Here is a 20,659-nt window from a genome sequence, read left to right as displayed (position 1 = left end):
CGACGGCATCCCGACACGCATCGCATCCACCGAAACTCGCCGTCGTTACCAATGTCACGTTTGGTAACCAAAGAGCGTGCGCGCATTCCGCATTTCGCGGGAACTCCCATGTCTAACGAATCAAGCAGGTGCGATCCGGATCGAGGCGGAATCGACGCGGAATGGACGACATCGGTCGCCGTCGCACCGGATTCCATCGATTCGTGCGGGAGAGATCATCGTGAAACGCAAACTCATGTTGGCGGGCGGCGCTGCCATCGCCATGTTGCTGGCCGGATGCGTGGCGGTGCCGTACGGCGCGCCCGCATATGGCGGCGCATATGACAACGGATACGCGTATGCCCCGGGCTACTACGCGCCGGGTTACGCCGTCGCACCGGCACCGGTCGTGACGGTGGGCGTGGGAGGGTATTACGGCGGGGGCTACTACCGTGGCTGGCATGGCCGCGGTTCGGGCCGTGGATGGGGATGGCACCACTGATGCCGTTGCAGTGCGCTGAAACGGCGGATGGCGCACCGTCTCCCCAGTCGAATGACCCGGTGGCGGCTTGAAGCTGCCGCCGTGCTTTCGGCTTCAGAACTCCGACAGCGCGAAGTCTTCTTTGGACACGTCACATTCCGGGCAACGCCAGTCGGCGGGCACATCAGCCCAGCGGGTGCCGGGAGCGAGCCCGTCGTCCGGTGCGCCTTCGGCTTCGTTGTAGATCCAGCCGCAAATCAGGCAGATCCAGCTCTTGAATTCAGTCGGGGTATCCAGCGTGGTGGTCATGATCTTGGGTCAACGGGGAAAACTTGCGCGACCCGCATTGTAAGGCACGGGCACGACAACGTCCCGCTCGGGTACGCGCGTCTGCGAACGAACTTAATCCAGATCAATCGGGAGGCCCTGGGATCGCCGACGGGTTGGCCGTCGACTGAGGGGGCAAGCGGTAAGCGGATGGAGAAGGGACGTGCGCCGGCGGGTGCCGGCGCGGCAGGCGTTACCAGTGAATCTGGTTGAGGAAGATGGGGGCCATCTGCGCCAGCGAGTTGAGCAGGGACATGGCGGTGTCGCGGTGCGACACTTCCTTCCACAAGCGGCTTTCCTTGACGACGCGGTCACGGTCTTCGGATGTTTTGATGTCCGGCTCGCGTAGACGGTTGATCAGATCGATGACCGAGGCCCGGTCGACGGTTTCGGTCACCGAGTGGCGCGCCAGCAACTCATCCAGATGCACGCGCTCGGCTTCGGTCACGGGGCCACCGGCGGGTTCGGATTGTCCCGTCTGGCGAGTGTTGGCATCGGCAGACGTAAGGTTTACAGACGGGTTCACAGACGGCTTGTCGGATTGGGTCATACGAGACGTTCTCCCCAAAAGTCACTGAAAAGATGCATTGCGACGCGTCGCATGACTCCATCATAGGCCGATTCACCGGGGCTGCGAACCCTCGGCGACCTCTGCGGGCGCCCTCGTTACTCATTCCGCAACCCGGGGGAGGAGGGGGGGGGCAGCGTCGTCCGATCGCATGTCAACCCGTGACGTTTCCGTACAGAAGCGACGCAAAACGTCAAGCGCAAAAAATTTATCCAATGCTGATGCTGAAACGGGCAATCCTCTTGACAGCGTGTAACGACGGGCGTCTCGGGAGGGTGATGTGGGGTTATCCAGTGGGTTATCCACAGAAGTTGTGGGTAACTTAAGTGGGACCATGCGAATCTCGGCAGGTGTCATTGCCGTGACCCGCACGTGAAACGTCATCGCAGCAGCGGACGAAGCATGAGCAGCGCGAAGAACAGCGCGACGCCGACCGGCAGCAATCCCGTGAAGAACGCGGGCCACGGCGCGCGTCTACGACGGCGAGCGCCGAACGAGGAAATCAGTCCGGCGCAAAGGCACAGCACGCCGACGCCCCGGGTGGGATTCGGGCTCTTGAGCACCCAGGCCGCCGCGGCCAGCAGGCCGAGCCAGGCCAGCGGAATGGCGCCCGGCGGGGGCGGCGACACGTCGGCTGCCGGTTTGTTGCGGGCGTTACCCGTGGCGTTGGCTGAGGTTTTCTGGGGCTCGGGAATCTTGGCGGACATTGCGTTTTGGGAGAATCGGAAAGCGCGACGGCGACATGCGCAAACATACGCACAACCGATGCACGAAACTCGCAGCATAACAAACGCGGCGGCGCGTCGCTCAGGACGTCACGCCGTGCAAGGTCAGTTCACCCGGGGACGGTGCATGCCCACCGGCGGCGTACGCGTCGACATACCAGACGGAGGTCGAGTCGACGTCGCGTGTCGGTGCGAACGCGGGTGGGGTCGCACAGCGATCATCCAGATCGACGTACTGTTTAAGCGGTTTGCGCGACCGCGAAATGAAGACGAATGCTCTCGCGGCGCCCGAAACGTCACGTGCTGCCTCGTCCGGCAGCGTCCGGACGGCCACGCAAGGCTGATGAAATGCGTCGACGGGTTTTGCGGTCGCCGGAGGCATCGACTGTGCGGGGACACGTGGGGCGGCCATGGTGGCCAGCAGCCCGATCGCCAGCGACGTGGACCATCGCAGGACATCGACGCGATGCCGTCTCTCGTGATCCACAAGGCAAACGCCGACCGGGCAAACGTGGGTGCGGGGTGTGAGGTGTCTCGGCGGCATGATGGGCTCCGTCGGGGCAATCGTGAGGGGGCGCTTTGCGAACGGGGGGACGTTGCGCGGCGTTTCCTCCGCCTTAAGCCAATATCGTGCCGGAGTTGCTAAGTAAATGATTTTTCGTGAATTGTTGGCGCATGTCGGCGGCCCGGCATGCGATACCGGGCATCGAGTGTTGCAGTTCCGAAACGTGCGCCTGAGAATTAACGCCAATGGGTCCGGGAAAGGACCATTCTCAGACTCCCCGAATACTGTATATAATTACAGTATTCCACTCCACGGCGAGACACGACATCTCATGAAAGCCAACTATTCCATCGCCGACATCGAGCAGGCGATCAACTACTGGACCAGTCATCAGGCCGCAGACAGCAACCTGTCGTTGTGTCCGGCAGCGCGCGTGTTGGCGAACATCTATGGCGAGATGATCTATCGTCGCGAGACGAGTGTGGCGGCCGATGCCCTGAACGGCGAGCAGAGCCGGGCCATCGAGACGGCCCTGCATCAGATGGAATTGGGGCTGGCGCCTTGATTCAGGATTGAACAGGGTCGGGCGAGCGTCGCTGGGCTGACCAGCGCTCGAGCCAACGCTCCAGATCGTCGGCACGCAGCGCGGGGGAGAACAGATACCCCTGCGCCACGCGATAGCCCTGCGCGACCAGCAAGTCGCGCTGCGCTTCGTCTTCCACCCCTTCGGCCACGACGGTGAGATGCAGATTGCGACCGATGCTGATGATCGCATTGGTCAGCGCACGCACCGTTTCGTCGCGCGCAATGTCGTGCACGAAGCTGCGGTCGAGTTTCAGTTCCGAAACCGGCAGTCGGCGCAGATAGCCGAGACTCGAATACCCGGTGCCGAAGTCGTCCATCGACAGGCGCACACCCAAGTTGTGGACTTCCTCGATGATGCGCAGCGTGCTGGGGTTGTGATCCATCAGCACGCTTTCCGTGATCTCGATGGCCAGGCACGACGGTGGCAGTTCGTGATCGGCCAGCGCTTCGGCAATCGTGTGCGGCAGGTCGTGATCGTGGAAATTGGTTGGCGACAGATTGACCGACACGTTGCCGATACCGACACCGCGCCGCCGCCAGTCGGCCAGTTGACGGCACGATTCGCGCAGCGTCCACGTGCCCAGTTCGCCGATCAGGCCGCACTCCTCGGCCAGCGCGATGAAGCGCGACGGCGGCACTTCGCCGTACTGCGGGTGCGTCCAGCGCGACAGGGCTTCTGCGCCGTACACCGACTCGTCGAGCAGATTGATCTGCGGTTGATAGAACAACTGCAGCTTGCCCAGACGCAGCGCGTCGCGCATGGCGGTCTCCAGCTCCAGCCGTTCTTGCGCGTGGACGTTCATGTCCTCGTGGTAAAAGCGCACGCTCCCCGGGCTCGTCATCTTCGCCTGATACATCGCCATGTCCGCGCGTTGCAGCAGGATGTCGAATTCCCGTCCGTGATTCGGATACAGGCTGATGCCGAAACTGCCCGACGGCACGAGCGTCACGCCATCGACCTGACACGGGGCGGTGAGTGCCGTGCGCATGCGCTCGATGGCGATGTCGAGCCGTTCCGGATCGCATTCGGTGAGCACGGCGACGAACTCGTCGCCCGAGAGCCGCGCCACGATATCCGCGCCGCGCAGTGAACGGCGCAGGCGCTGGGCAATCGTTCGTAGCAAGACGTCGCCTGCCTGATGGCCGAGCGAATCGTTGACCTGCTTGAAGCGATCCAGATCGATGAAGATGACCGCCATGCGCGTGTTCAACTCCGACGCACTCGCGATGGCCTGTGCGGCGAGCACGCCGAGCATGCTGCGATTGGGCAGCCCGGTCAGACTGTCGGAGAACGCCAGTTGACGGATGCGCGTGCGCGATTCGTCGCGCTCGAAGGCGAGTTTGCACAGATGCACGCAGACGTCGACCAGCCGCTCATGCAAGGCGTCCGGGCCGCGTGCGGTGCGGTAGTAGAACGCGAGTACGCCGAGCACCCGCCCGTCGTTGGCGATGATCGGCATCGCCCACGACGCCGCCAGCCCGAACTCGGTCGCCATCTGGCGATAATCGGCCCAGCGCGGATCGTTGGCGATGTCGGTCACGATCACCGGCCGCGCCAGAAATGCCGCTGTCCCGCACGTGCCCACAGTTGGACCGATAGCGATGCCATCGATGGACTGGTGATATTGCGCCGGCAGACTGGGCCCGGCTTGCGGACGCAGCTTGCCGTCGGCATCCACCCGCACGACCGAGGCCATGACCTCGGGCGCGATCTGCTCCAGTTCGCGGCACACGAGCGTGAGCACTTCGACAAGCGGCGCATCGCGCACCATCGCGGCTAGCGCCTTGTGCTGCAACACTTCCTGAATCTTCGATTGCGTGATGTCCGTGAACAGCACCACCGCGTTCACGAGCTTGCCGTGGGCGTCGAGAATCGGGTTCGTCACGACGGAGACCCACAGCGGTTGACGCTGCGCGGTGCGGACCAGCACTTCGCAATGGCAACTGCGGCCGTCCCGCGCGGAGACGAGGCACCCGGAGAGGGCCTGTTTGACCTCCACCGCCGCGGCGCCGCTCGCGAATTCGTCCATCGTGCTGTCGCTGGACGACACGTGCACCGACTGGCCGACGACCTCGCTCGCTGCGTAACCGAGCATGCGTGTGAAGCCGGCATTCACGTAACAGACGCGGCTCTCGGCGTCGGTGATGAGGACAGCGTTGTCCGTTTCGTCGACGCCCAGCGACAGCAGATGCAGACGCGCGTCGTCGGCGGCCTGACGCGCCACGCGGGCCGTCACGTCGACGGCCAGCTTGATCACGAAAGCGAGCTTGCCGACGTCGTCGAAGATGGGGTTGTAGGTGGCTTCGAGCCAGACGGTGCTGCCGTCGTGGCGAAGGCGGCGGACGTGATCGGTGTGCGAGCGCAATGTCGTGAGCACCTGCGCGAGGGAATCGCCGCACGTCGGGTCGGCCGGGTCGCACAGCGTGGCGTGCGGCTTGCCGATCAGTTGATCGCGTGTGTACCCGAAGACACCGAGGAACTTGTCGTTGACGTCGGCGATGAGGCCGTCCGGCGTGAGCGTAAGCGTGCCCAACGACCGGTCGAGAGCCTCGAGCAGCGCTTCGCGCCCCGGTGCCGGTGTGGCGCCTGTGGCGGACGGTGAACCGGGCACGACCATCGCAAGGGCCTCCTGGGACGTCCTGCAATCATTCTCGGGGGTGACTGGGGCTGACACGCCAAAATCGCTTTCAAGTATAGCGACCTGCGGGGGCAGGCTCACGTGGGAGAAACCGGGAGGGCGTCATGCGACGGCGCCGTGCCGGGAAGTCGGGGATTCGGGGGTAAAACCGTCGCTGAGTCGAGAATGAGGGGCAAAAACGGACGATGACTACGGACGAGCCGCGCGGCCGGGCGATTCGACCAGGCCCGGGGGATCCTTGCAGGCCGGGCTCAGTTCAGCTTAAGCGGTGCTCATCTGGCGCCCATGTGGCCCTCACGTGCTCCTCAGGCGGCCTTCACCCGGATACGCACGCCATCGACAGCGACCGTCTGACCTGCACGGATCTTGCAGGTCTTGCGAGTCTCGATCTGACCGTCGACGCTGACCGCGCCGTTGGCCACCATGACTTTGCCCGCGCCGCCGGAATCGACGACGCCGGTGAGTTTAAGCAGGTCGTTCAGGGCGACGAATTCGCCTGTCAGTTCAAAAGTTACGTTTTGCATAGTGGTGCGGATACTACGGAAAAACCCGGTGCGCGTCGACTGCCACCGCGCACCGTGCCGAAGGGGTCACTTTTCGATCACGTGTTCGATGCGGCGGTCCGGAATCAGCCACACGGCGGCCATGAGCGCGTACAGCGCCAGCGAGACCGCCGGCAGCACGAACGCCAGCCCGATGGCCACCGCGTAGACCACCACCGAGAGCTTGCCCTTGTAGTCGCGCCCCAGGGCGTCGGCCAGCTTCTTGTTGCCGCCATCGTGCACGGCCAGCAGCGTTCGCGACAGAATGTAGTGGGCAATGGCGGCCATGCACAGCACCACACCGTAGAGCGCTGTCGGCCACGCGGTGAAATGGTTCTCGCCGAGCCAATGGGTGACGAACGGGATCAGCGATAGCCAGAACAGCAGGTGCAGGTTGGCCCACAGGACCCCGCCGGACACCTTCTGGACCACCTGGAAAAGGTGGTGATGGTTGTTCCAGTAAAGGCCGACATAGACATAGCTGAGGATGTAAGTGAGAAACGTCGGCGCGACCGGCAGCAGGTCCGCCAGTTCGCTGCCGTGCGGCGCTTTCATCTCCAGCACCATGATCGTGATGATAATGGCGATTACGCCATCGCTGAATGCTTCGAGTCGGCTTTTACCCATTGCGGTGGTGGCTTGCGTCTTCGGCCGAAATCGGTCGAAATCGGTTAATGAAGGTTGGAATTCACAGCACGGCCACGCGATTGCGGCCGCTCTGCTTGGCCGAATAAAGCGCGCGGTCGGCACGTTGCAACAGGGTGCCGAAATCGGCGTCGTCCGGGCCGAGGCTGGCGACCCCGATACTGGCGGAAAAGCGCACCGGCGCGCTCCCGTTCGGACCCGGTACGCTCGCACCGTTGATCGCGACGAGCATGCGCTCCGCCGCCTGCAAGGCACGTTGCGCATCCGCCTCGGGCAGCAGCACGGCGAACTCCTCGCCGCCCAGGCGGCCGATCACAGTACTCTTGCGCAGCCCAGCCCGCAACACCAGCGTCAACTCGACAATCACGCGATCGCCGATGGCATGCCCCCAGGTGTCGTTGATCCCCTTGAAGTGGTCGATGTCGAGCATCAGCACCGACAGGCGGCGTTGTTGCGCGCGGGCGAGCGCGAACAGCCGGTCGGCCTGCATGAGGAAAGCCCGGCGGTTGAGCAGGCCGGTCAGGCCGTCGCGCATCGCCATGTCGCCGAGCACCCGGTTCACGCGGCGCAGTTCGAGTTCGTCCACGACAAGCGCGGACAGGTCCGCCAGCAGGCCGCGTTTCTCGTCGTCGAGATCGCGGGGACGGCGGTCGATCACGCACAGCGTGCCCAGCCGGTGCCCTTCGGGCGTGCGCAGCGGCGCGCCCGCGTAGAAGCGGATGTTCGGGTCGCCGGTCACGAGCGGATTGTCGGCGAAGCGCCGGTCGGCGCGCGCATCGGGCACGACAAGCACGTCGTCGCTGAGAATGGCGTGCGCGCAGAAAGCCATCGAGCGCGGCGTTTGCGAGGCATCGATGCCGCGGCGCGCCTTGAACCACTGGCGCGATTCGTCGATCAGGGAGACGAGCGAGATCGGCGCGCCCAGCACGTGCGAGGCGAGCCGCACGATACGGTCGAAGGCGGGTTCGGGCGGTGTGTCGAGAATCTCGTAACGACGCAGCGCGGCGAGGCGCTCTGCCTCGTCGAGGCCCACACCGGGGGGGCGTCCGGGCTGCGAGCCTGCAGAGCGCAGGAGACGGGCGCGGGCGTCGTTGAGATCGTTAGCGTCGGATGGATTGTGGCCGGATGCGGTCACGTCGCGACGGGTGGGCAGGGCCCGGCGGGTGGACGACAGCAGTGCCGTTGACGGAGAGGCTTCGGGCCGCGAATTCGGCAACTGCACGAAAGGTTCGAACGACTCGTGATGCTCGAAGCGCATTGCGCAGGCGAGCGACGCGCCGGGCGCGGCGGCCAGCAAAGGCGATGCGCTCGACGCAGACGTCGCAGCCGGTTCAGGTGCTCCGGGGGAACGGGCGCGGAGCCACGTGGACTCACGATCGAAAACGTCCGTAACGCTGTCAATTCTGCTCCGCGCGAGGCTACTTGGCAAATAGGGCGACGCGATGGCAGCGGCATCCGCCACGTCGAGCCTGTCGGCCCCATTGCTCATACTGCCCACGCCGCCCACACCCCCCATGGCCCCCGTTCGCCACAAGGCGTGTGCGGTCTGTGCGGGACGATCGCTGCTGTGGACGCTATCGATGCTATCGATGCTGTCGGTCGCGCGGCGCGGCGGCAAGGTGTGGCTCATGGCGGGTGGTCGCAAAGAAGTGTCGGGCTAGGTGCCGGGTTTGACTTCGAAGGCTTCGCCGGTCTCGAAGAAGTTGCCACCGGCGATGTAATGCAGACTGCGCGACGTGCCGGGCTCGAACTGCCAGTGTCCGTCACGAAACGCGCGTGGATCGGCCCAGGCCGCAACGACCTCACCGAGGAAAAGGTCGTAGCGATCCTGGTTGTGCGGCTCGGGAATCACACGGCATTCGAGCCAGGCGAGGCAGCCGTCGATGAGTGGCGCGGCGATGTGCGATCCGGTGAAGGCTGTCACGCCGGTGCCCTCGGCGAACTTGTCGGCGTCGCGTCCGGACACCGAGCCGACGGCCAGCGTTTCACGCGCGATTGCGCGTGCGGGCACGTTCAGCGAGAACTCGCCCGAGGCTTCGACCAGCTCGCGCGTGAGGGTATTGCGGTCGATGACGACGGCGACCTTCGGCGGCGAGAAGTCCAGCGGCATCGACCACGCGGCGGCCATGACGTTACGACGCCCGTCGTGCGCGCTTCCCACGAGGACGGTCGGGCCGTGGTTGAGCAGACGGTAGGCTTTGGGAAGTTCGACAGGCAGACGTTCGGTCATGGCAAGAGGTCCGTGCGGGCGGCGATCCGTTGTCGGGCCGCATATTGATGGCGGACCATGATAGCGCGCGGCAAGACATCCGAAAAAGCGGCCCGCAGGGTCAGCTGCGGGCCGTACAAACGGCACGCAGCGGGGAGCGCGTGCCGGATCAGATGTGCGCGCAGTATTTCATGCGTTCGTCCCAGTCCAGTCCCCGTCCGACGGGCGTTGCGTCACCGAGCAATTTACGTCGAACGCCGTGCTGCGGTAACCCCCGTGGCTCGCGCCTATACTTGTGCGAAACGCTGCCGGAATATCGGGACGGCGAACCGGCCGAAGCGCGAGCCATGTCGCGCCAATGGGAGGCTCCGCGATGGGCAATGTCTATGTCGGCACAGCGTCGTGGACGGACAAATCGCTGATTGCCTGCAAGCGGTTTTATCCGCCGGGGCACACGTCGGCCGAAGCGCGTCTGCGCTTCTACGCCAGTCAGTTTCCGATGGTCGAAGTCGATAGCAGTTACTACGCGATGCCCTCGGGATCCAATGCGCGGCTGTGGGTCGAGCGCACCCCGGATGCGTTCGTCTTCAATATCAAGGCATTCCGTCTGCTCACCGGCCACCAGACCCCGCGCATCGCTTTTCCCAAGGATCTTCAGTCGGCGCTGCCGCCGGGGCCGCGCGCGAACGTCTACTACAAAGACCTGCCGAACGAGCTGATCGACGAGATCTGGCGGCGCTATCTGGAGGCCATCGAGCCGTTACGCGAGGCAGGAAAGCTTGGTCTGGTGCACTTCCAGTTTCCGCCGTGGCTGACGGGCGACCAATCCAGCCGCGAGCATGTCGAAGCCTGCGCACGACGCATGACCGGGTACGGCATCGCCGCCGAGTTCCGGCATCGCGGATGGTTCGACGGCGAGCGTTGCGACAAGACGCTGGCGTGGTTACGCGAGATGGGCTGGGTCAACACGACGGTGGACGAGCCGCAGGGCTTCACGAACAGCGTCCCGCAAGTCTGGGAGACGACGTCGCCGCTCGCGGCGGTCGTGCGTCTGCACGGACGCAATCAGCAGACGTGGAACGTGCGCGACAGCACGACGGCGTCCGACCGTTTCAACTACGAGTATCGCGAAGCGGAGCTGGCGGCGCTGGTCGATCCGATCCGCGTCATCGCCAAAGTCGTTGCGCGCGTGTACGTCGTGTTCAACAACAACTACGAGGATCAGGGGCAGCGCAATGCCATGACCCTCATGACGTTGCTGGACGCATGACGGACATCTGCGCCGAGTACCGAAGACGTCGGATAGCCAATGACCTCGGGACTGGCGGGATCATCGCTGCCTCAAATCTCGACTGTCTCGATGACCGGTTCGCAATCGATCGGGAAATTGACCGAGTTGGCGATGTAGCACTTCTCGTGCGCGGCGTGATGCAGATGTTCGGCGAGCGCGACGTCGCCACCTGCACGAATCGTCACGTGCGGACGCAAGACGATGCGGGTGAAGCGGCCTTCGGTGGGTGTGTCGAGCATCGTGCCAACGGCGTTGTCCTCATACCGTTCGACGACGATCCCGGCCTCGGCGCACAGATGCAGGTACCAAAGCTTGTGGCAGGCGCTTGCCGACGCGACCAGCAAATCTTCCGGATTCCAGCGAGCCGCATCGCCGCGAAAGGCCGGATCCGCCGAACCGGGGATCGTGGGTTTGCCGTCGACGCGAATCTCGTGATTGCGCCCGTACGCGCGATAGCCCGACGTGCCGCTGCCCTGATTGCCGGTCCATTCCACGTTGACGCGGTACTCGTGTTCGCCTGATGCCATGTCTGCTCTCCGCTGAGGGCCTCGGCCGATGAGGAAAAAAAAGGAACGTGGGGACGAGGGGCCGGGCCGCTCGCGATTTTCGCCGTCCCGCGCGTGAAATGCTGGCCATTTTCGGTCATCAAAAGGACGGATTCCGTCCTCGACGCCACCTTCAGTGGAGGTCCATCAGACGCGTCTGACGTCAAGCCAGCGGCTCCGTCGTAAGCGCGCGCGTGAGGCCGTGCATCGGGCGACGCATGGCGACGTCGAACGGATTCGTCTGCGGGCCGATCAGTTCGGCCTGACGCCGCAACAGCTCCACCACCATCGGCAAGCGATCCTGCGACAGCCGCGCGGCCAGCGTGCCCACGCTCAGCGCAGCCACGGCATGCCCCATGCGGTCGAATACCGGTACGGCGACCCCGGCCATGCCGTCGAGCACACCGCTGTTGCTTCCCGCATAGCCCAACTGACGCACCCGCTCGATCTCCGTGCGCAGATACACCTCGTCCAGCACGCCGTAGCCCCGCAGTCGCGGCACATTGAAGCGAATGATCTCCTCGCGCTCGGCCTCCGGCAGGAACGCCAGAATCGCGAGACTGCCCTGGCCGACGCCCAGCGCCACACGCCCGCCGATATCGCCGGTGAACGAACGGATCGGGAAGGGGCCTTCGCACATGTCGAGGCAGACGGCATCGAAGCTGCTGCGCACCAGCAGAAAGATCGTGTCGCCCAGACTCGCGCACAGCCGCAGCAGCGACGGACGGCACAACGTGCGCATGCCGCTCGGGTTGCCTGCCTGCGCGGCCATCGCGAAGAAATCGATGCTCAGCCGATACAGCTTGGACGACTCGTCCTGTTCCACGACCTGCTCGGCGATGAGCGCGTGAAGAATGCGGTGCACTGTCGCCTGACTCAGGCCGACGGCTTTGGCAATGTGGGTGACGCGCTCGCCTTCGGGCTTGGCGTCACCGAGGGCGCGAATGACGGCAAACGTGCGTTGCAATATGCCCGCGCCGGCGGATTCCGCTGGCGAGTTCGCCGTTGCGCGAGGTGAATCTGAGGTAGTCATCAGGGTCTCGAATATTCCGTCAAGTGAAATACTAGCGTAAGCCGCTACATCTTGAAAACTACTGCGATGCGTCGAAACCCGCAAAAATAATCAATATTCGGCATAAGTTAGGGATTATCCCGAGACGTTGACGCGAAACGAAAGGCGTTGCCCATCCGTGAAACATTCCATTAAACGGAATAAGCTGAAAATTTATCTCATTTCATGGAATCGTTATCTTGCGACATGCAATTTGGCTCGCTACTGTTCGATGCAATTGCATTTCATGCGACGCGCGAGCGTCCGAAGGTAGTGACCATGTCTTTTCTGACTTTGACGGATGTTTCCAAGACGTTCGGCGAGCTGAACGCCGTCTCGAATGTCAATCTCTCGGTGGAGAAGGGCGAGTTCGTCTCGCTGCTCGGCCCCTCGGGCTGCGGCAAGACCACCACGTTGCAGATGATCGCGGGCTTCGTCGAAGCCACGACCGGGCGCATTACGCTCGACGGGCGCGACATCACGAACATGCGGCCGAACAAGCGCGGTCTGGGCATCGTGTTCCAGAGCTACGCGCTGTTCCCGCACATGACCGTGGCGGATAACGTCGGTTTCGGTCTGGAGATGCGAGGCGTCGACAAGTCGGAACGCAAGGACCGCATTCGCGAGGCGCTCGCGCTCGTTCGGCTCGAAGCGCTCGGCCATCGCTTCCCGCGTGAGCTCTCGGGCGGCCAGCGGCAGCGCGTGGCCATCGCCCGCGCCGTGGTGATCGCGCCGCCGGTGCTGCTGCTCGACGAGCCGATGTCCAATCTCGACGCCAAGCTGCGCGAAGACATGCAGTTCGAGCTGCGCTCGATCCAGCGCAAGATCGGCACGACCACCATCATGGTGACGCACGATCAGTCCGAGGCGCTGTCGATCAGCGATCGCGTCGTGGTCATGGAAGCCGGGCGCATCACGCAGGTCGACACGCCGTACCGTGCTTACGAGCGTCCGGAAACGCCGTTCGTCTCGCAGTTCATCGGCAAGGCGAACATGCTCGACGGTCGGGTGGCCGCGCGCGACGGTGAGCATCTGCATATCGAGCTGGGCGCGCAACTCACGCAGCGTGCCGCGCTGGCGGACCTCGCGCCGCGCGACCGGGGCATGGCGGTGGGCGACGCCATCACCATGTGCCTGCGTCCGGAGAAGGTGCGTCTGTGTGCCCCGTCGACCGGCCGACTGTCGGCGACGGTGACGAGCCGCTTCTTCCTCGGTAGCCAGTGGCTCTACCGCGTCGACAGCGCGTTGGGCGAAGTGCTCGTGTGCTGCCAGAACGAAGGCGGCGAGCCGTTGAGCGAAGGGGCGCCGGTCGGTCTGGACTGGCAACCGGAAGCGGTGCGTTTCGTTTCCGCAGGAGCGTGCTCGAATGGCTGAGACGCTGCAAGTCCCGCGTACGGACGCCGCGCCGGTCGCGCGCGCGCCGTGGAGCGCCTATTTGCCGATGTGGGTGATGAGTGCGCCCGCCATGCTGTTGTTCGTGGCGCTGGTGCTGATCCCGTTGCTCATGACGCTCGCGCTCACGTTCTATCAGTTCGATCCGGCAAGCGGCCCGATTGCGGCGTTCCAGTTCGAGAACTATAGGGAAGTCCTGTTCGACTCGTACTTCCATACGATCTTCCTGCGCACGTTCGGCATCTCGCTCACGGTCACCGCGATCTGCGCCGTGGTGGGGACGTTCGAAGCCTACGTGCTTTCGCGCATGGGCGACCCGTGGCGCTCGCTGTTCCTGCTGATCATTCTCTCGCCGCTGCTCGTGTCCATCGTGGTGCGCGCGTTCGGCTGGAGCATGTTGCTCAGTTCGGGCGGCCTGATCAATCAGGCGTTCGGGTGGGTCGGCATGGGACCCTTCAAGATGGAGTACACCAACTTCGCCATCGTCGTGGCGCTGGCGCACGTGATGCTGCCATTCATGGTGATTCCGGTCTGGACGTCGCTGCAACGCCTCGATCCGCAGACGGAAAACGCAGCGCTCTCGCTCATGGCGTCGCAAGCGACCACGCTGCGTCGCATCGTGCTGCCGCAACTGGTGCCGGGCATTCTGTCGGGCAGCCTGATGGTGTTCGGCCTGTCGGCGAGCGCTTTCGCGATCCCGAGTCTGCTGGGCGGACGCCGTCTCAAAGTGGCCGCCACCGCAGTCTACGACCAGTTCCTCAGCTCGCTGAACTGGCCGCTGGGCGCGACCATCGCCGTGTTGCTGCTGGTGGCGAATCTGATCGTGATGCTGACGTACTACCGTCTGCTCGACCGCCGTTACTCGCGCAGCATGGGCTAAGGCCAGCGCTGCCGCCGAACTGAAGCAGAACAGAACTCACTCGCCATCATGCGCAAAAACAGTCCCCTGGCGCTCGCGTTCCACACGCTCGTCATCCTCTTCATTCTCGCCCCGATGATCATCGTGGTGCTGGTCGCGTTCACCCCGGAGCAGACGCTCTCGCTGCCCACGCGCGGCATCTCGCTGCGCTGGTTCCGGGCGATTCTCGACTATCCCGACTTCATCGCGTCGTTCTTCACCAGCCTGAAGCTGGCGTTCATCTCGGCCACGCTCTCGCTCGCGATTGCGTTGCCTGCGGCGCTCGCCATTGGTCGTTCGCGCTTCCCGGGACGCAACTTTCTCAACGGTCTGCTGCTCTCGCCGCTGGTGATTCCGGGCCTCGTGCTCGGCATCGCGCTGCTGCGCTTTTTCGCCATGCTCGGCGTGACGGGCTCGTTCGGCGCGCTCATCTTCGCACACATGATCGTCGTGACGCCGTTCATCATGCGTCTCGTGCTCGCGTCGATCAGCGGTCTGGACCGCAGCGTCGAGAACGCGGCGGCTTCGCTTGGTGCGGGATCGTGGACGACGTTCCGCCGAGTGACCATGCCGATGATTCTGCCGGGCATTACCGGCGGCTGGCTGCTGGCGTTCATCAACAGCTTCGACGAACTGACGATGTCGGTCTTCCTCACCGCGCCGCAAACCGTCACGCTGCCGGTGCGCATGTATATGTACGCCACCGAGTCGATCGATCCGATGATGGCGTCGGTCTCGGCACTCGTCATTGCCATCACGCTCGGCGCGATGTTGTTGCTCGACCGCATCTACGGTCTGAATCGCATTCTCATCGGCCAGCACTGAGCGCGCGCTCCATGACGACTCTTATGTCCAGCCCTTCCCCAATGACTCAAGACGTGCGCGCGTCTGGCTCGTCCGCCTGCCATCCGCAATTGACGCGTCTGGCCGAGACTGCACGTGCGCCTGTCACGTTCTATATCGACGGCGAACCGGTGCAGGCGCTCGCCGGTGACACATTGCTCACCGCCATCCTCACGCATCAGCGGCACGTGCGTATCAGCGAATTCAGCGGCGCGCCGCGCGCCGGATTCTGCATGATCGGTGCGTGTCAGGACTGTTGGGTGCGTTGCGAAACGGTGAGCGCCGACGGTGGCGACGCCCAACTCACGCGCCTGCGCGCCTGCTCGACGACGATTCAGGCAGGCATGCGCATCGTCACGCGTGCGCCTGATGCGAACGAAGTGCACGGAGGCTCGCATGGCTGAGCGCACCGTGAATTCCGGCGACACCGACGTTGCCAACGTCGTGATCGTTGGCGCAGGCCCGGCGGGCATACGTGCCGCGCAAACGCTGGTCGCCGCAGGCGTGCGCCCGATCGTACTCGACGAGAACGTTCGCTGGGGCGGTCAGATCTATCGTCAGCCGCCGCAAGGCGCAGGGTTTGCGCGCAGCATGCAGGCGCTGTACGGCTTCGAAGCGGCCAAGGCCGATGCTGTACACAATGCGATGGCGGCGCTTCTGCCCCAAGTCGACTACCGGCCGGAGACGCTTGTGTGGGCGTGCGATCCGCAGCGTCTGCACACCCTGCACGGCGGACGCGAAGCGCCGGTCGCGTTCACGCATCTGATCATTGCCAGCGGTGCCACCGATCGCGTGCTGCCGCTGCCGGGCTGGACGTTGCCGGGCGTGTACACGCTGGGCGGCGCGCAGGTCGCGCTCAAGGCGCAGGGCTGTGCGATTGGCGAGCGCGTCGTGTTCGCGGGCACCGGCCCGCTGCTGTATCTCGTGGCGTACCAATATGCGAAAGCCGGTGCGAACGTCGTCGCCGTGCTCGATACCAGCCCGTTTGTGGAACAGGCGAAGGCAGCGCCGCGCCTGCTGAGTCAGCCGTCGACGTTCGCCAAGGGGGTCTACTACCTGGGGTGGCTGCGCGCACGCGGTGTGCGCGTAGAGTACGGCGTGACGCTCGAAAACATCGACGGCACGGCTGGCGTGCGCGCCATTCGCTGGCAGCGCAACGGTCGCGAGTCGAGCATTGAATGCGACGCCGTCGGTCTGGGTTTCGGCCTGCGACCGGAGACGCAACTGGCCGATCTCGCTGGGTGCAGTTTCGTGTTCGACGATCTCAACCGGTGCTGGCTGCCCGAGCGCGACGCCGCCGGACGCAGCTCGCAACCCGGCATCTATCTCGCAGGCGACGGAGCAGGCATCGCGGGGGCAGACGCCGCCGAACTCGCAGGCCGTCGCGCGGCGCTGGCGTTGCTCGAAGACCTTGGCGTCGCGGCCCCGTCCATGCCGGATGTACCGCATGCATGGGACGCCACGACCATCGAGCGCAAGCTTGCGAGCATCCGTCGATTTCGCGAAGGCATCGAGCAGGCGTTTGCGTTGCCGAAAGATCCTGCCGCGCAGTGGCCCGACGACATGCTCGTTTGCCGTTGCGAGGAGGTCAGTGCAGGCACGTTGCGCGACTGCGTTCGTCAGGACGGCGTCACCGAAATCAACCGCCTGAAGGCGCTCACCCGCGTGGGCATGGGGCGCTGTCAGGGGCGCATGTGCGGCGAAGCGGCGTGTCATGTGCTGGCCGACGCTAGCGGACAGACGTATGCGCAAGTGGGGCGGCTGCGTGCGCAGGCGCCCATCAAACCGATTCCGATTGCCCCGATGTTATTCGACGAGCACGTCGCCGCCATTCCCGAGGAGGCGCGCGATGAGTGAGACCTTGCAGACCCTGCATTACGACGTGGTCGTCGCCGGTGGTGGTCTGGTCGGTGCCTCCGCCGCGCGGGCGTTGGCCGAGCGTGGCCTGAAGGTCGCGCTGTTCGAGCGACGCTATTGCGGCGCGCAGGCCAGCGGCGTGAACTACGGCGGTGTGCGCTGTCAGGGCCGCCCGGAGGTGCAACTGCCGCTCGCCATGCGGGCACGACGGATCTGGGATCGTCTGCCCGAGCTGATCGGCATCGACGGCGAATTCGTCCGCTCGGGCCACCTGCGCCTCGCGCGTCGCGAGAGCGATCTCGAGCCCCTCGACGCATGGTCGGCGATGGCAGAAAACTACGGCCTGTCCACGACGGTGTTCCGCGGCGCAGAGTTTCGCGAGCGCTTTCCCTGGCTGGGGGAGGGGGCCGTCGGCGGTTCGCTGTGCATGAGCGACGGTCACGCGAATCCGCGTCTGGTGTCACCGGCCTTCGCGCGCGCGGCCCGCGCCCTCGGTGCGGAGGTACTTGAGCGCACCCCGATTACGTCGGTCACGCACGACGGCGTGCGCTTCCAACTGACGGCAAAGCCGGAAACCGGAGACGAACTGCACGTGAGTTGCGACTGGTTGCTCAATACCTCCGGCGCGTGGGCGAACCACATTGCAGGCACATTCGGCGAGCGTGCGCCGATGCATGCCATCTATCCGAACATGTGGGTGACGGAGCCGTTGCCCAAGTTCGTCGGACACAACCTCGGGGTGTACGGCGGCGGCGTGTATGCGCGGCAGGTCGAGCGCGGCAATTGCGTGATCGGCGGCGGACGCGGCACAGGCGACGGAGAGTACGCCCAGCCGTCGGCCGACACTACGCGTGCCGTCATGCGTGAAGCCTGTGCGTTGCTGCCTGCGCTGCGCAATGCGCTGCTGATCCGCACGTGGAGCGGAGTGGAAGGCGAGACGCCCGACGACAACCCGATCATCGGCATGAGCCGCACGACACCGCGTCTGGTGCATGCGTTCGGCTTCTCGGGTGGTGGTTTTCTGCTCGCGCCGGGCGTGGGTGAAGTGCTGGCCGATCTGGTGACCCAAGGCGAGACGGCCACGCCGATCGATGCCTTCGCCGTCGATCGCTTTGCCACAGCCCCCGTCTCGCACGCCGAAGTCTGAGGAACCCGACGCATCCCCAACGTTCAGAGTCCGTCCCAAACAACATTCCTAACACCCTGGAAACGCAAGGAGAACCACGATGAAGCTGTCTAAGAAGGTCGTCATGTGCGCTGCGGCGCTGGCGTTGGGCGCGAGCAGCGCAGCCTGGTCGCAGTCCAAAACGCTGTACATCGGCATGAACGGCGGCGCGATGGAAAAGGCTTACACGAGCCAGGTCTTCCCGGAATTCGAGAAGGCCAACAACGTGAAAGTCGTGGTGGTGCCGGGCACGTCGTCGGATGTGCTGGCCAAGCTGCTTGCCAATCGTAACAGCCCGCAAATGCACGTCGTGTTTCTGGACGACGGCGTGATGGCGCGCGCTATCAGCATGGGCGTGTGCCAGAAGCTCGACGACTCGGCCGCGCTCAAGGAACTGATGCCGTCCGCGCGTGTGAAGGACGACATGGGCGCTGGCGTGCAACTGGGCATGACCGGTATCGGCTACAACACGAAGCTGTTCAAGGAGAAGGGCTGGGCCACGCCGACCTCGTGGACCGACTTCGCCGATCCGAAGTTCAAGGGCCGCGTGGTGTTCCAGTCGGCGTCGAGCAGCACGTTCGGCCTGCATGGCTTCCTCGCACTGAACCGCATCTGGGGGGGCAGCGAGACGAACGTCGAGCCGGGCTTCACGAAGTGGGCATCGACCGTCGGCCCGAACGTGGTCGAGTACATCCCGAACTCGGCCAAGCTCTCGGAGATGATCCAGACGGGCGAAGCCGCTATCTTCCCGCTGACGCCGACGGCCGTGAGCGATCTCCAGGACAAGGGCATCCAGGTCGGCTACGTCGCGCCTAAGGAAGGCGCGGTGCAGTTGCTCGTCGACCTGTGTGTGGTGAAAAACAGCCCGGATAACGCAATGGCGCAGAAGCTCGCCCAGTATCTGCTGTCGGCCAGGGGCCAGTCGTTGGCGGCTGCCGCCGGCGCATACATCCCGACGAACCCGAAGGCTACCGTCCCGGCTACGATGCAGACGCGTCTCGGCAAGCTCGATGATCTGACCAAGAACATCAAGACGGTCGATTGGGACGCCATCAACCAGCGTCGCGCGCAGTGGGATCAACGCTGGAACCGACAGATCGAGCAGTGATGTTGCTGGCCGACGTCAATCACGTCGGCCTGTTCCGCCAGCACATTGAAGGCCCCGACGAGTTGCGCATGGTCGGCGGGCATCACGAAGGCATGCAGCGCGTGCGCCGGCTCGTCGAGCATCAGATAGCCGAGGCTCCATGTCGAGAACGCGCCCGGCTGACGGGGCGTGCCGTCGAGCAGCACCTGGATGGACGAATGGTGACGCGACGCCTCGATGCGCTGGCGGGCATCCGCCAACGGCTCGGCACGCCCTTCGATGTACTGATAGAAGGTAGTGCCGTCGTATAGCAGCACGCCGGTCAGGCCATAGGTTTCGTTGAAACCACGGGAGTGCACGATGATTTTCGAAAGCGCTACCGGATCAAGATCGGGTAGCGCCCGGCTGGTGTATGCGTAGCACTCGGTCATTATTGTCGATGTCCCCCAAGTCATTCGCCGACTTTACGTCAACGCACATTAGAATACTCCAAGTGCGAAGCCGGGGACTCCTGCGTCATGCCGATCAACTATCTTCGTGGTTTCACCCAACCGGTGCGCACGGACGCGGCGAACCGGCGTTTGGGCTGCTCGCTCGCGTTCGTCGCCGGGGCGGCCAACGCGGGTGGTTTCCTTGCCGTCGGGCAATATACGTCGCATATGTCGGGGATCGTGGCGTCGCTCTCCGATCATCTCGCGCTCGGTCAATGGGTGATCGTGCTCGCCGGGCTAAGCGCTTTGCTGGCGTTCCTGCTCGGGGCCGCCACATCAAGCGTGCTAATCCACTGGGGACGTCGCCACCACACCCAGAGCGAGTACGCGGTACCGCTCATGTTCGAAGCGCTGCTCCTGCTGACGTTCGGCGTGATGGGCGCAAATCTGGAGAGTCATCAGGTGTTGTACGTGCCCGCCACGGTGGGACTGCTGTGCTATGTGATGGGCTTGCAGAACGCCATCATCACCAAGATATCCCGGTCCGAAATCCGGACCACGCACGTGACCGGTCTCGTGACGGACATCGGTATCGAACTCGGCAAGATGGGGTACTGGAACCGGCCGGGTGTGGCGCAGGCGTTGCCGCGCGTGACCGGCGACCGGCAGAAGCTGCGGTTGCTCGGCGCGCTGCTGGGCATGTTCTTTCTGGGCGGCATGACGGGGGCGTTGGGTTTCAAGCATCTGGGTTTCGTCTCTACGATCCCGCTCGCCGTGGTGCTCATCATGCTGGCCATCGTGCCGCTGCTCGACGACATCTCGCAGAACGTGCGGTAGCCATCGTTGCGCACATTAGCGCACATTAGCGCACGTTGGCGCACGTTGGCGCTCGGC

At 64.4% G+C, this 20,659-nt stretch carries 24 protein-coding genes; 12 read left to right on the top strand and 12 right to left on the bottom strand.

Annotated elements, in window-relative coordinates:
• Positions 1 to 220: 220 nt before the first annotated feature.
• Positions 221 to 481, top strand: a complete 261-nt coding sequence (locus MB84_RS14570) for a hypothetical protein (RefSeq protein ID WP_245725373.1) — start codon at positions 221 to 223, stop codon at positions 479 to 481.
• Between the two features lie 93 nt (positions 482 to 574).
• Here MB84_RS14570 and MB84_RS14565 read toward each other — a convergent pair whose 3' ends face one another.
• The 4 genes from MB84_RS14565 to MB84_RS14550 all read right to left on the bottom strand — a co-directional run bounded on the left by MB84_RS14565 (position 575) and on the right by MB84_RS14550 (position 2,624).
• Positions 575 to 769, bottom strand: coding sequence for a rubredoxin (locus MB84_RS14565; protein ID WP_039397716.1), 195 nt, complete (start codon positions 767 to 769; stop codon positions 575 to 577).
• Between the two features lie 211 nt (positions 770 to 980).
• On the bottom strand, positions 981 to 1,313 hold the full coding sequence (locus MB84_RS14560) for a hypothetical protein (protein ID WP_211279307.1): 333 nt from the start codon (positions 1,311 to 1,313) through the stop codon (positions 981 to 983).
• Between the two features lie 422 nt (positions 1,314 to 1,735).
• Positions 1,736 to 2,062, bottom strand: a complete 327-nt coding sequence (locus MB84_RS14555) for a hypothetical protein (protein ID WP_046292302.1) — start codon at positions 2,060 to 2,062, stop codon at positions 1,736 to 1,738.
• A gap of 100 nt (positions 2,063 to 2,162) precedes the next feature.
• Positions 2,163 to 2,624 (bottom strand): hypothetical protein, encoded by a 462-nt coding sequence (locus tag MB84_RS14550; RefSeq protein ID WP_157122736.1) that lies wholly within the window; start codon positions 2,622 to 2,624, stop codon positions 2,163 to 2,165.
• 292 nt (positions 2,625 to 2,916) lie between these two features.
• Here MB84_RS14550 and MB84_RS29925 point away from each other — a divergent pair, with 292 nt between their 5' ends.
• Positions 2,917 to 3,150, top strand: coding sequence for a DUF3717 domain-containing protein (locus MB84_RS29925; RefSeq protein ID WP_046292300.1), 234 nt, complete (start codon positions 2,917 to 2,919; stop codon positions 3,148 to 3,150).
• Between the two features lies 1 nt (position 3,151).
• On the opposite strand, the gene MB84_RS14540 is transcribed toward MB84_RS29925, so the two are convergent.
• From MB84_RS14540 to MB84_RS14525, 4 genes are all read right to left on the bottom strand, one after another.
• On the bottom strand, positions 3,152 to 5,788 hold the full coding sequence (locus MB84_RS14540) for a sensor domain-containing protein (RefSeq protein WP_046292299.1): 2,637 nt from the start codon (positions 5,786 to 5,788) through the stop codon (positions 3,152 to 3,154).
• A gap of 326 nt (positions 5,789 to 6,114) precedes the next feature.
• Complete coding sequence (locus MB84_RS14535) at positions 6,115 to 6,333, bottom strand: RNA-binding S4 domain-containing protein (RefSeq protein ID WP_046292298.1); 219 nt, start codon at positions 6,331 to 6,333, stop codon at positions 6,115 to 6,117.
• A 66-nt stretch (positions 6,334 to 6,399) separates the two neighbouring features.
• Positions 6,400 to 6,978: a TMEM175 family protein gene (locus MB84_RS14530; RefSeq protein WP_046292297.1), complete on the bottom strand. Its 579-nt coding sequence runs from the start codon at positions 6,976 to 6,978 to the stop codon at positions 6,400 to 6,402.
• Between the two features lie 61 nt (positions 6,979 to 7,039).
• Positions 7,040 to 8,293, bottom strand: coding sequence for a GGDEF domain-containing protein (locus MB84_RS14525; protein WP_245725372.1), 1,254 nt, complete (start codon positions 8,291 to 8,293; stop codon positions 7,040 to 7,042).
• Positions 8,294 to 8,438: 145 nt separating this feature from the next.
• On the opposite strand from MB84_RS14525, the gene MB84_RS29920 reads away from it, so the two are divergent.
• Positions 8,439 to 8,657, top strand: a complete 219-nt coding sequence (locus MB84_RS29920) for a hypothetical protein (protein WP_157122735.1) — start codon at positions 8,439 to 8,441, stop codon at positions 8,655 to 8,657.
• Here the strand turns inward: MB84_RS29920 and MB84_RS14520 are convergent.
• Complete coding sequence (locus tag MB84_RS14520; RefSeq protein WP_046292296.1) at positions 8,654 to 9,226, bottom strand: flavin reductase family protein; 573 nt, start codon at positions 9,224 to 9,226, stop codon at positions 8,654 to 8,656. The genes MB84_RS29920 and MB84_RS14520 overlap by 4 nt on opposite strands.
• Positions 9,227 to 9,578: 352 nt before the next feature.
• On the opposite strand from MB84_RS14520, the gene MB84_RS14515 reads away from it, so the two are divergent.
• Positions 9,579 to 10,475, top strand: a complete 897-nt coding sequence (locus MB84_RS14515; protein WP_046292295.1) for a DUF72 domain-containing protein — start codon at positions 9,579 to 9,581, stop codon at positions 10,473 to 10,475.
• Between the two features lie 71 nt (positions 10,476 to 10,546).
• Here MB84_RS14515 and MB84_RS14510 read toward each other — a convergent pair whose 3' ends face one another.
• Together MB84_RS14510 and MB84_RS14505 are read right to left on the bottom strand one after the other, a co-directional pair.
• Positions 10,547 to 11,023: an OsmC family protein gene (locus tag MB84_RS14510; RefSeq protein ID WP_046292294.1), complete on the bottom strand. Its 477-nt coding sequence runs from the start codon at positions 11,021 to 11,023 to the stop codon at positions 10,547 to 10,549.
• 181 nt (positions 11,024 to 11,204) lie between these two features.
• Positions 11,205 to 12,074: an IclR family transcriptional regulator gene (locus tag MB84_RS14505; RefSeq protein ID WP_046292293.1), complete on the bottom strand. Its 870-nt coding sequence runs from the start codon at positions 12,072 to 12,074 to the stop codon at positions 11,205 to 11,207.
• 297 nt (positions 12,075 to 12,371) lie between these two features.
• Here MB84_RS14505 and MB84_RS14500 point away from each other — a divergent pair, with 297 nt between their 5' ends.
• The 7 genes from MB84_RS14500 (at position 12,372) to MB84_RS14470 (ending at position 19,355) form a co-directional block, all read left to right on the top strand.
• Positions 12,372 to 13,466 carry an ABC transporter ATP-binding protein gene (locus MB84_RS14500; protein ID WP_039402917.1) on the top strand — a complete coding sequence of 365 codons (1,095 nt, stop codon included), beginning with the start codon at positions 12,372 to 12,374 and terminating at the stop codon, positions 13,464 to 13,466.
• On the top strand, positions 13,459 to 14,364 hold the full coding sequence (locus MB84_RS14495) for an ABC transporter permease (RefSeq protein WP_046292292.1): 906 nt from the start codon (positions 13,459 to 13,461) through the stop codon (positions 14,362 to 14,364). Before MB84_RS14500 ends, MB84_RS14495 begins: the two co-directional genes overlap by 8 nt.
• 48 nt (positions 14,365 to 14,412) lie before the next feature.
• Positions 14,413 to 15,207, top strand: a complete 795-nt coding sequence (locus MB84_RS14490; protein ID WP_046292291.1) for an ABC transporter permease — start codon at positions 14,413 to 14,415, stop codon at positions 15,205 to 15,207.
• Positions 15,208 to 15,230: 23 nt separating this feature from the next.
• Positions 15,231 to 15,629, top strand: a complete 399-nt coding sequence (locus MB84_RS14485) for a (2Fe-2S)-binding protein (protein ID WP_084009799.1) — start codon at positions 15,231 to 15,233, stop codon at positions 15,627 to 15,629.
• Positions 15,622 to 17,082, top strand: a complete 1,461-nt coding sequence (locus MB84_RS14480; protein ID WP_046292289.1) for an FAD/NAD(P)-dependent oxidoreductase — start codon at positions 15,622 to 15,624, stop codon at positions 17,080 to 17,082. Before MB84_RS14485 ends, MB84_RS14480 begins: the two co-directional genes overlap by 8 nt.
• The gene (locus tag MB84_RS14475) at positions 17,075 to 18,229 is read left to right on the top strand and encodes an NAD(P)/FAD-dependent oxidoreductase (protein WP_046292288.1); all 1,155 of its coding nucleotides are present in this window, start codon (positions 17,075 to 17,077) and stop codon (positions 18,227 to 18,229) included. Before MB84_RS14480 ends, MB84_RS14475 begins: the two co-directional genes overlap by 8 nt.
• 79 nt (positions 18,230 to 18,308) lie before the next feature.
• Positions 18,309 to 19,355: an ABC transporter substrate-binding protein gene (locus MB84_RS14470; RefSeq protein ID WP_046292287.1), complete on the top strand. Its 1,047-nt coding sequence runs from the start codon at positions 18,309 to 18,311 to the stop codon at positions 19,353 to 19,355.
• On the opposite strand, the gene MB84_RS14465 is transcribed toward MB84_RS14470, so the two are convergent.
• Positions 19,325 to 19,693 (bottom strand): BLUF domain-containing protein, encoded by a 369-nt coding sequence (locus MB84_RS14465; RefSeq protein ID WP_245725371.1) that lies wholly within the window; start codon positions 19,691 to 19,693, stop codon positions 19,325 to 19,327. The genes MB84_RS14470 and MB84_RS14465 overlap by 31 nt on opposite strands.
• Positions 19,694 to 19,852: 159 nt before the next feature.
• Here MB84_RS14465 and MB84_RS14460 point away from each other — a divergent pair, with 159 nt between their 5' ends.
• Entirely contained in the window at positions 19,853 to 20,602 is a 750-nt protein-coding gene (locus tag MB84_RS14460) for a YoaK family protein (RefSeq protein ID WP_046292285.1), read from the top strand.
• The last annotated feature ends 57 nt before the right edge of the window (positions 20,603 to 20,659 follow it).

The sequence above is a fragment of the Pandoraea oxalativorans genome, assembly GCF_000972785.3.
In the GTDB taxonomy this organism is placed as follows: domain Bacteria; phylum Pseudomonadota; class Gammaproteobacteria; order Burkholderiales; family Burkholderiaceae; genus Pandoraea; species Pandoraea oxalativorans.
This window is presented reverse-complemented; position numbering and strand designations above follow the sequence as displayed.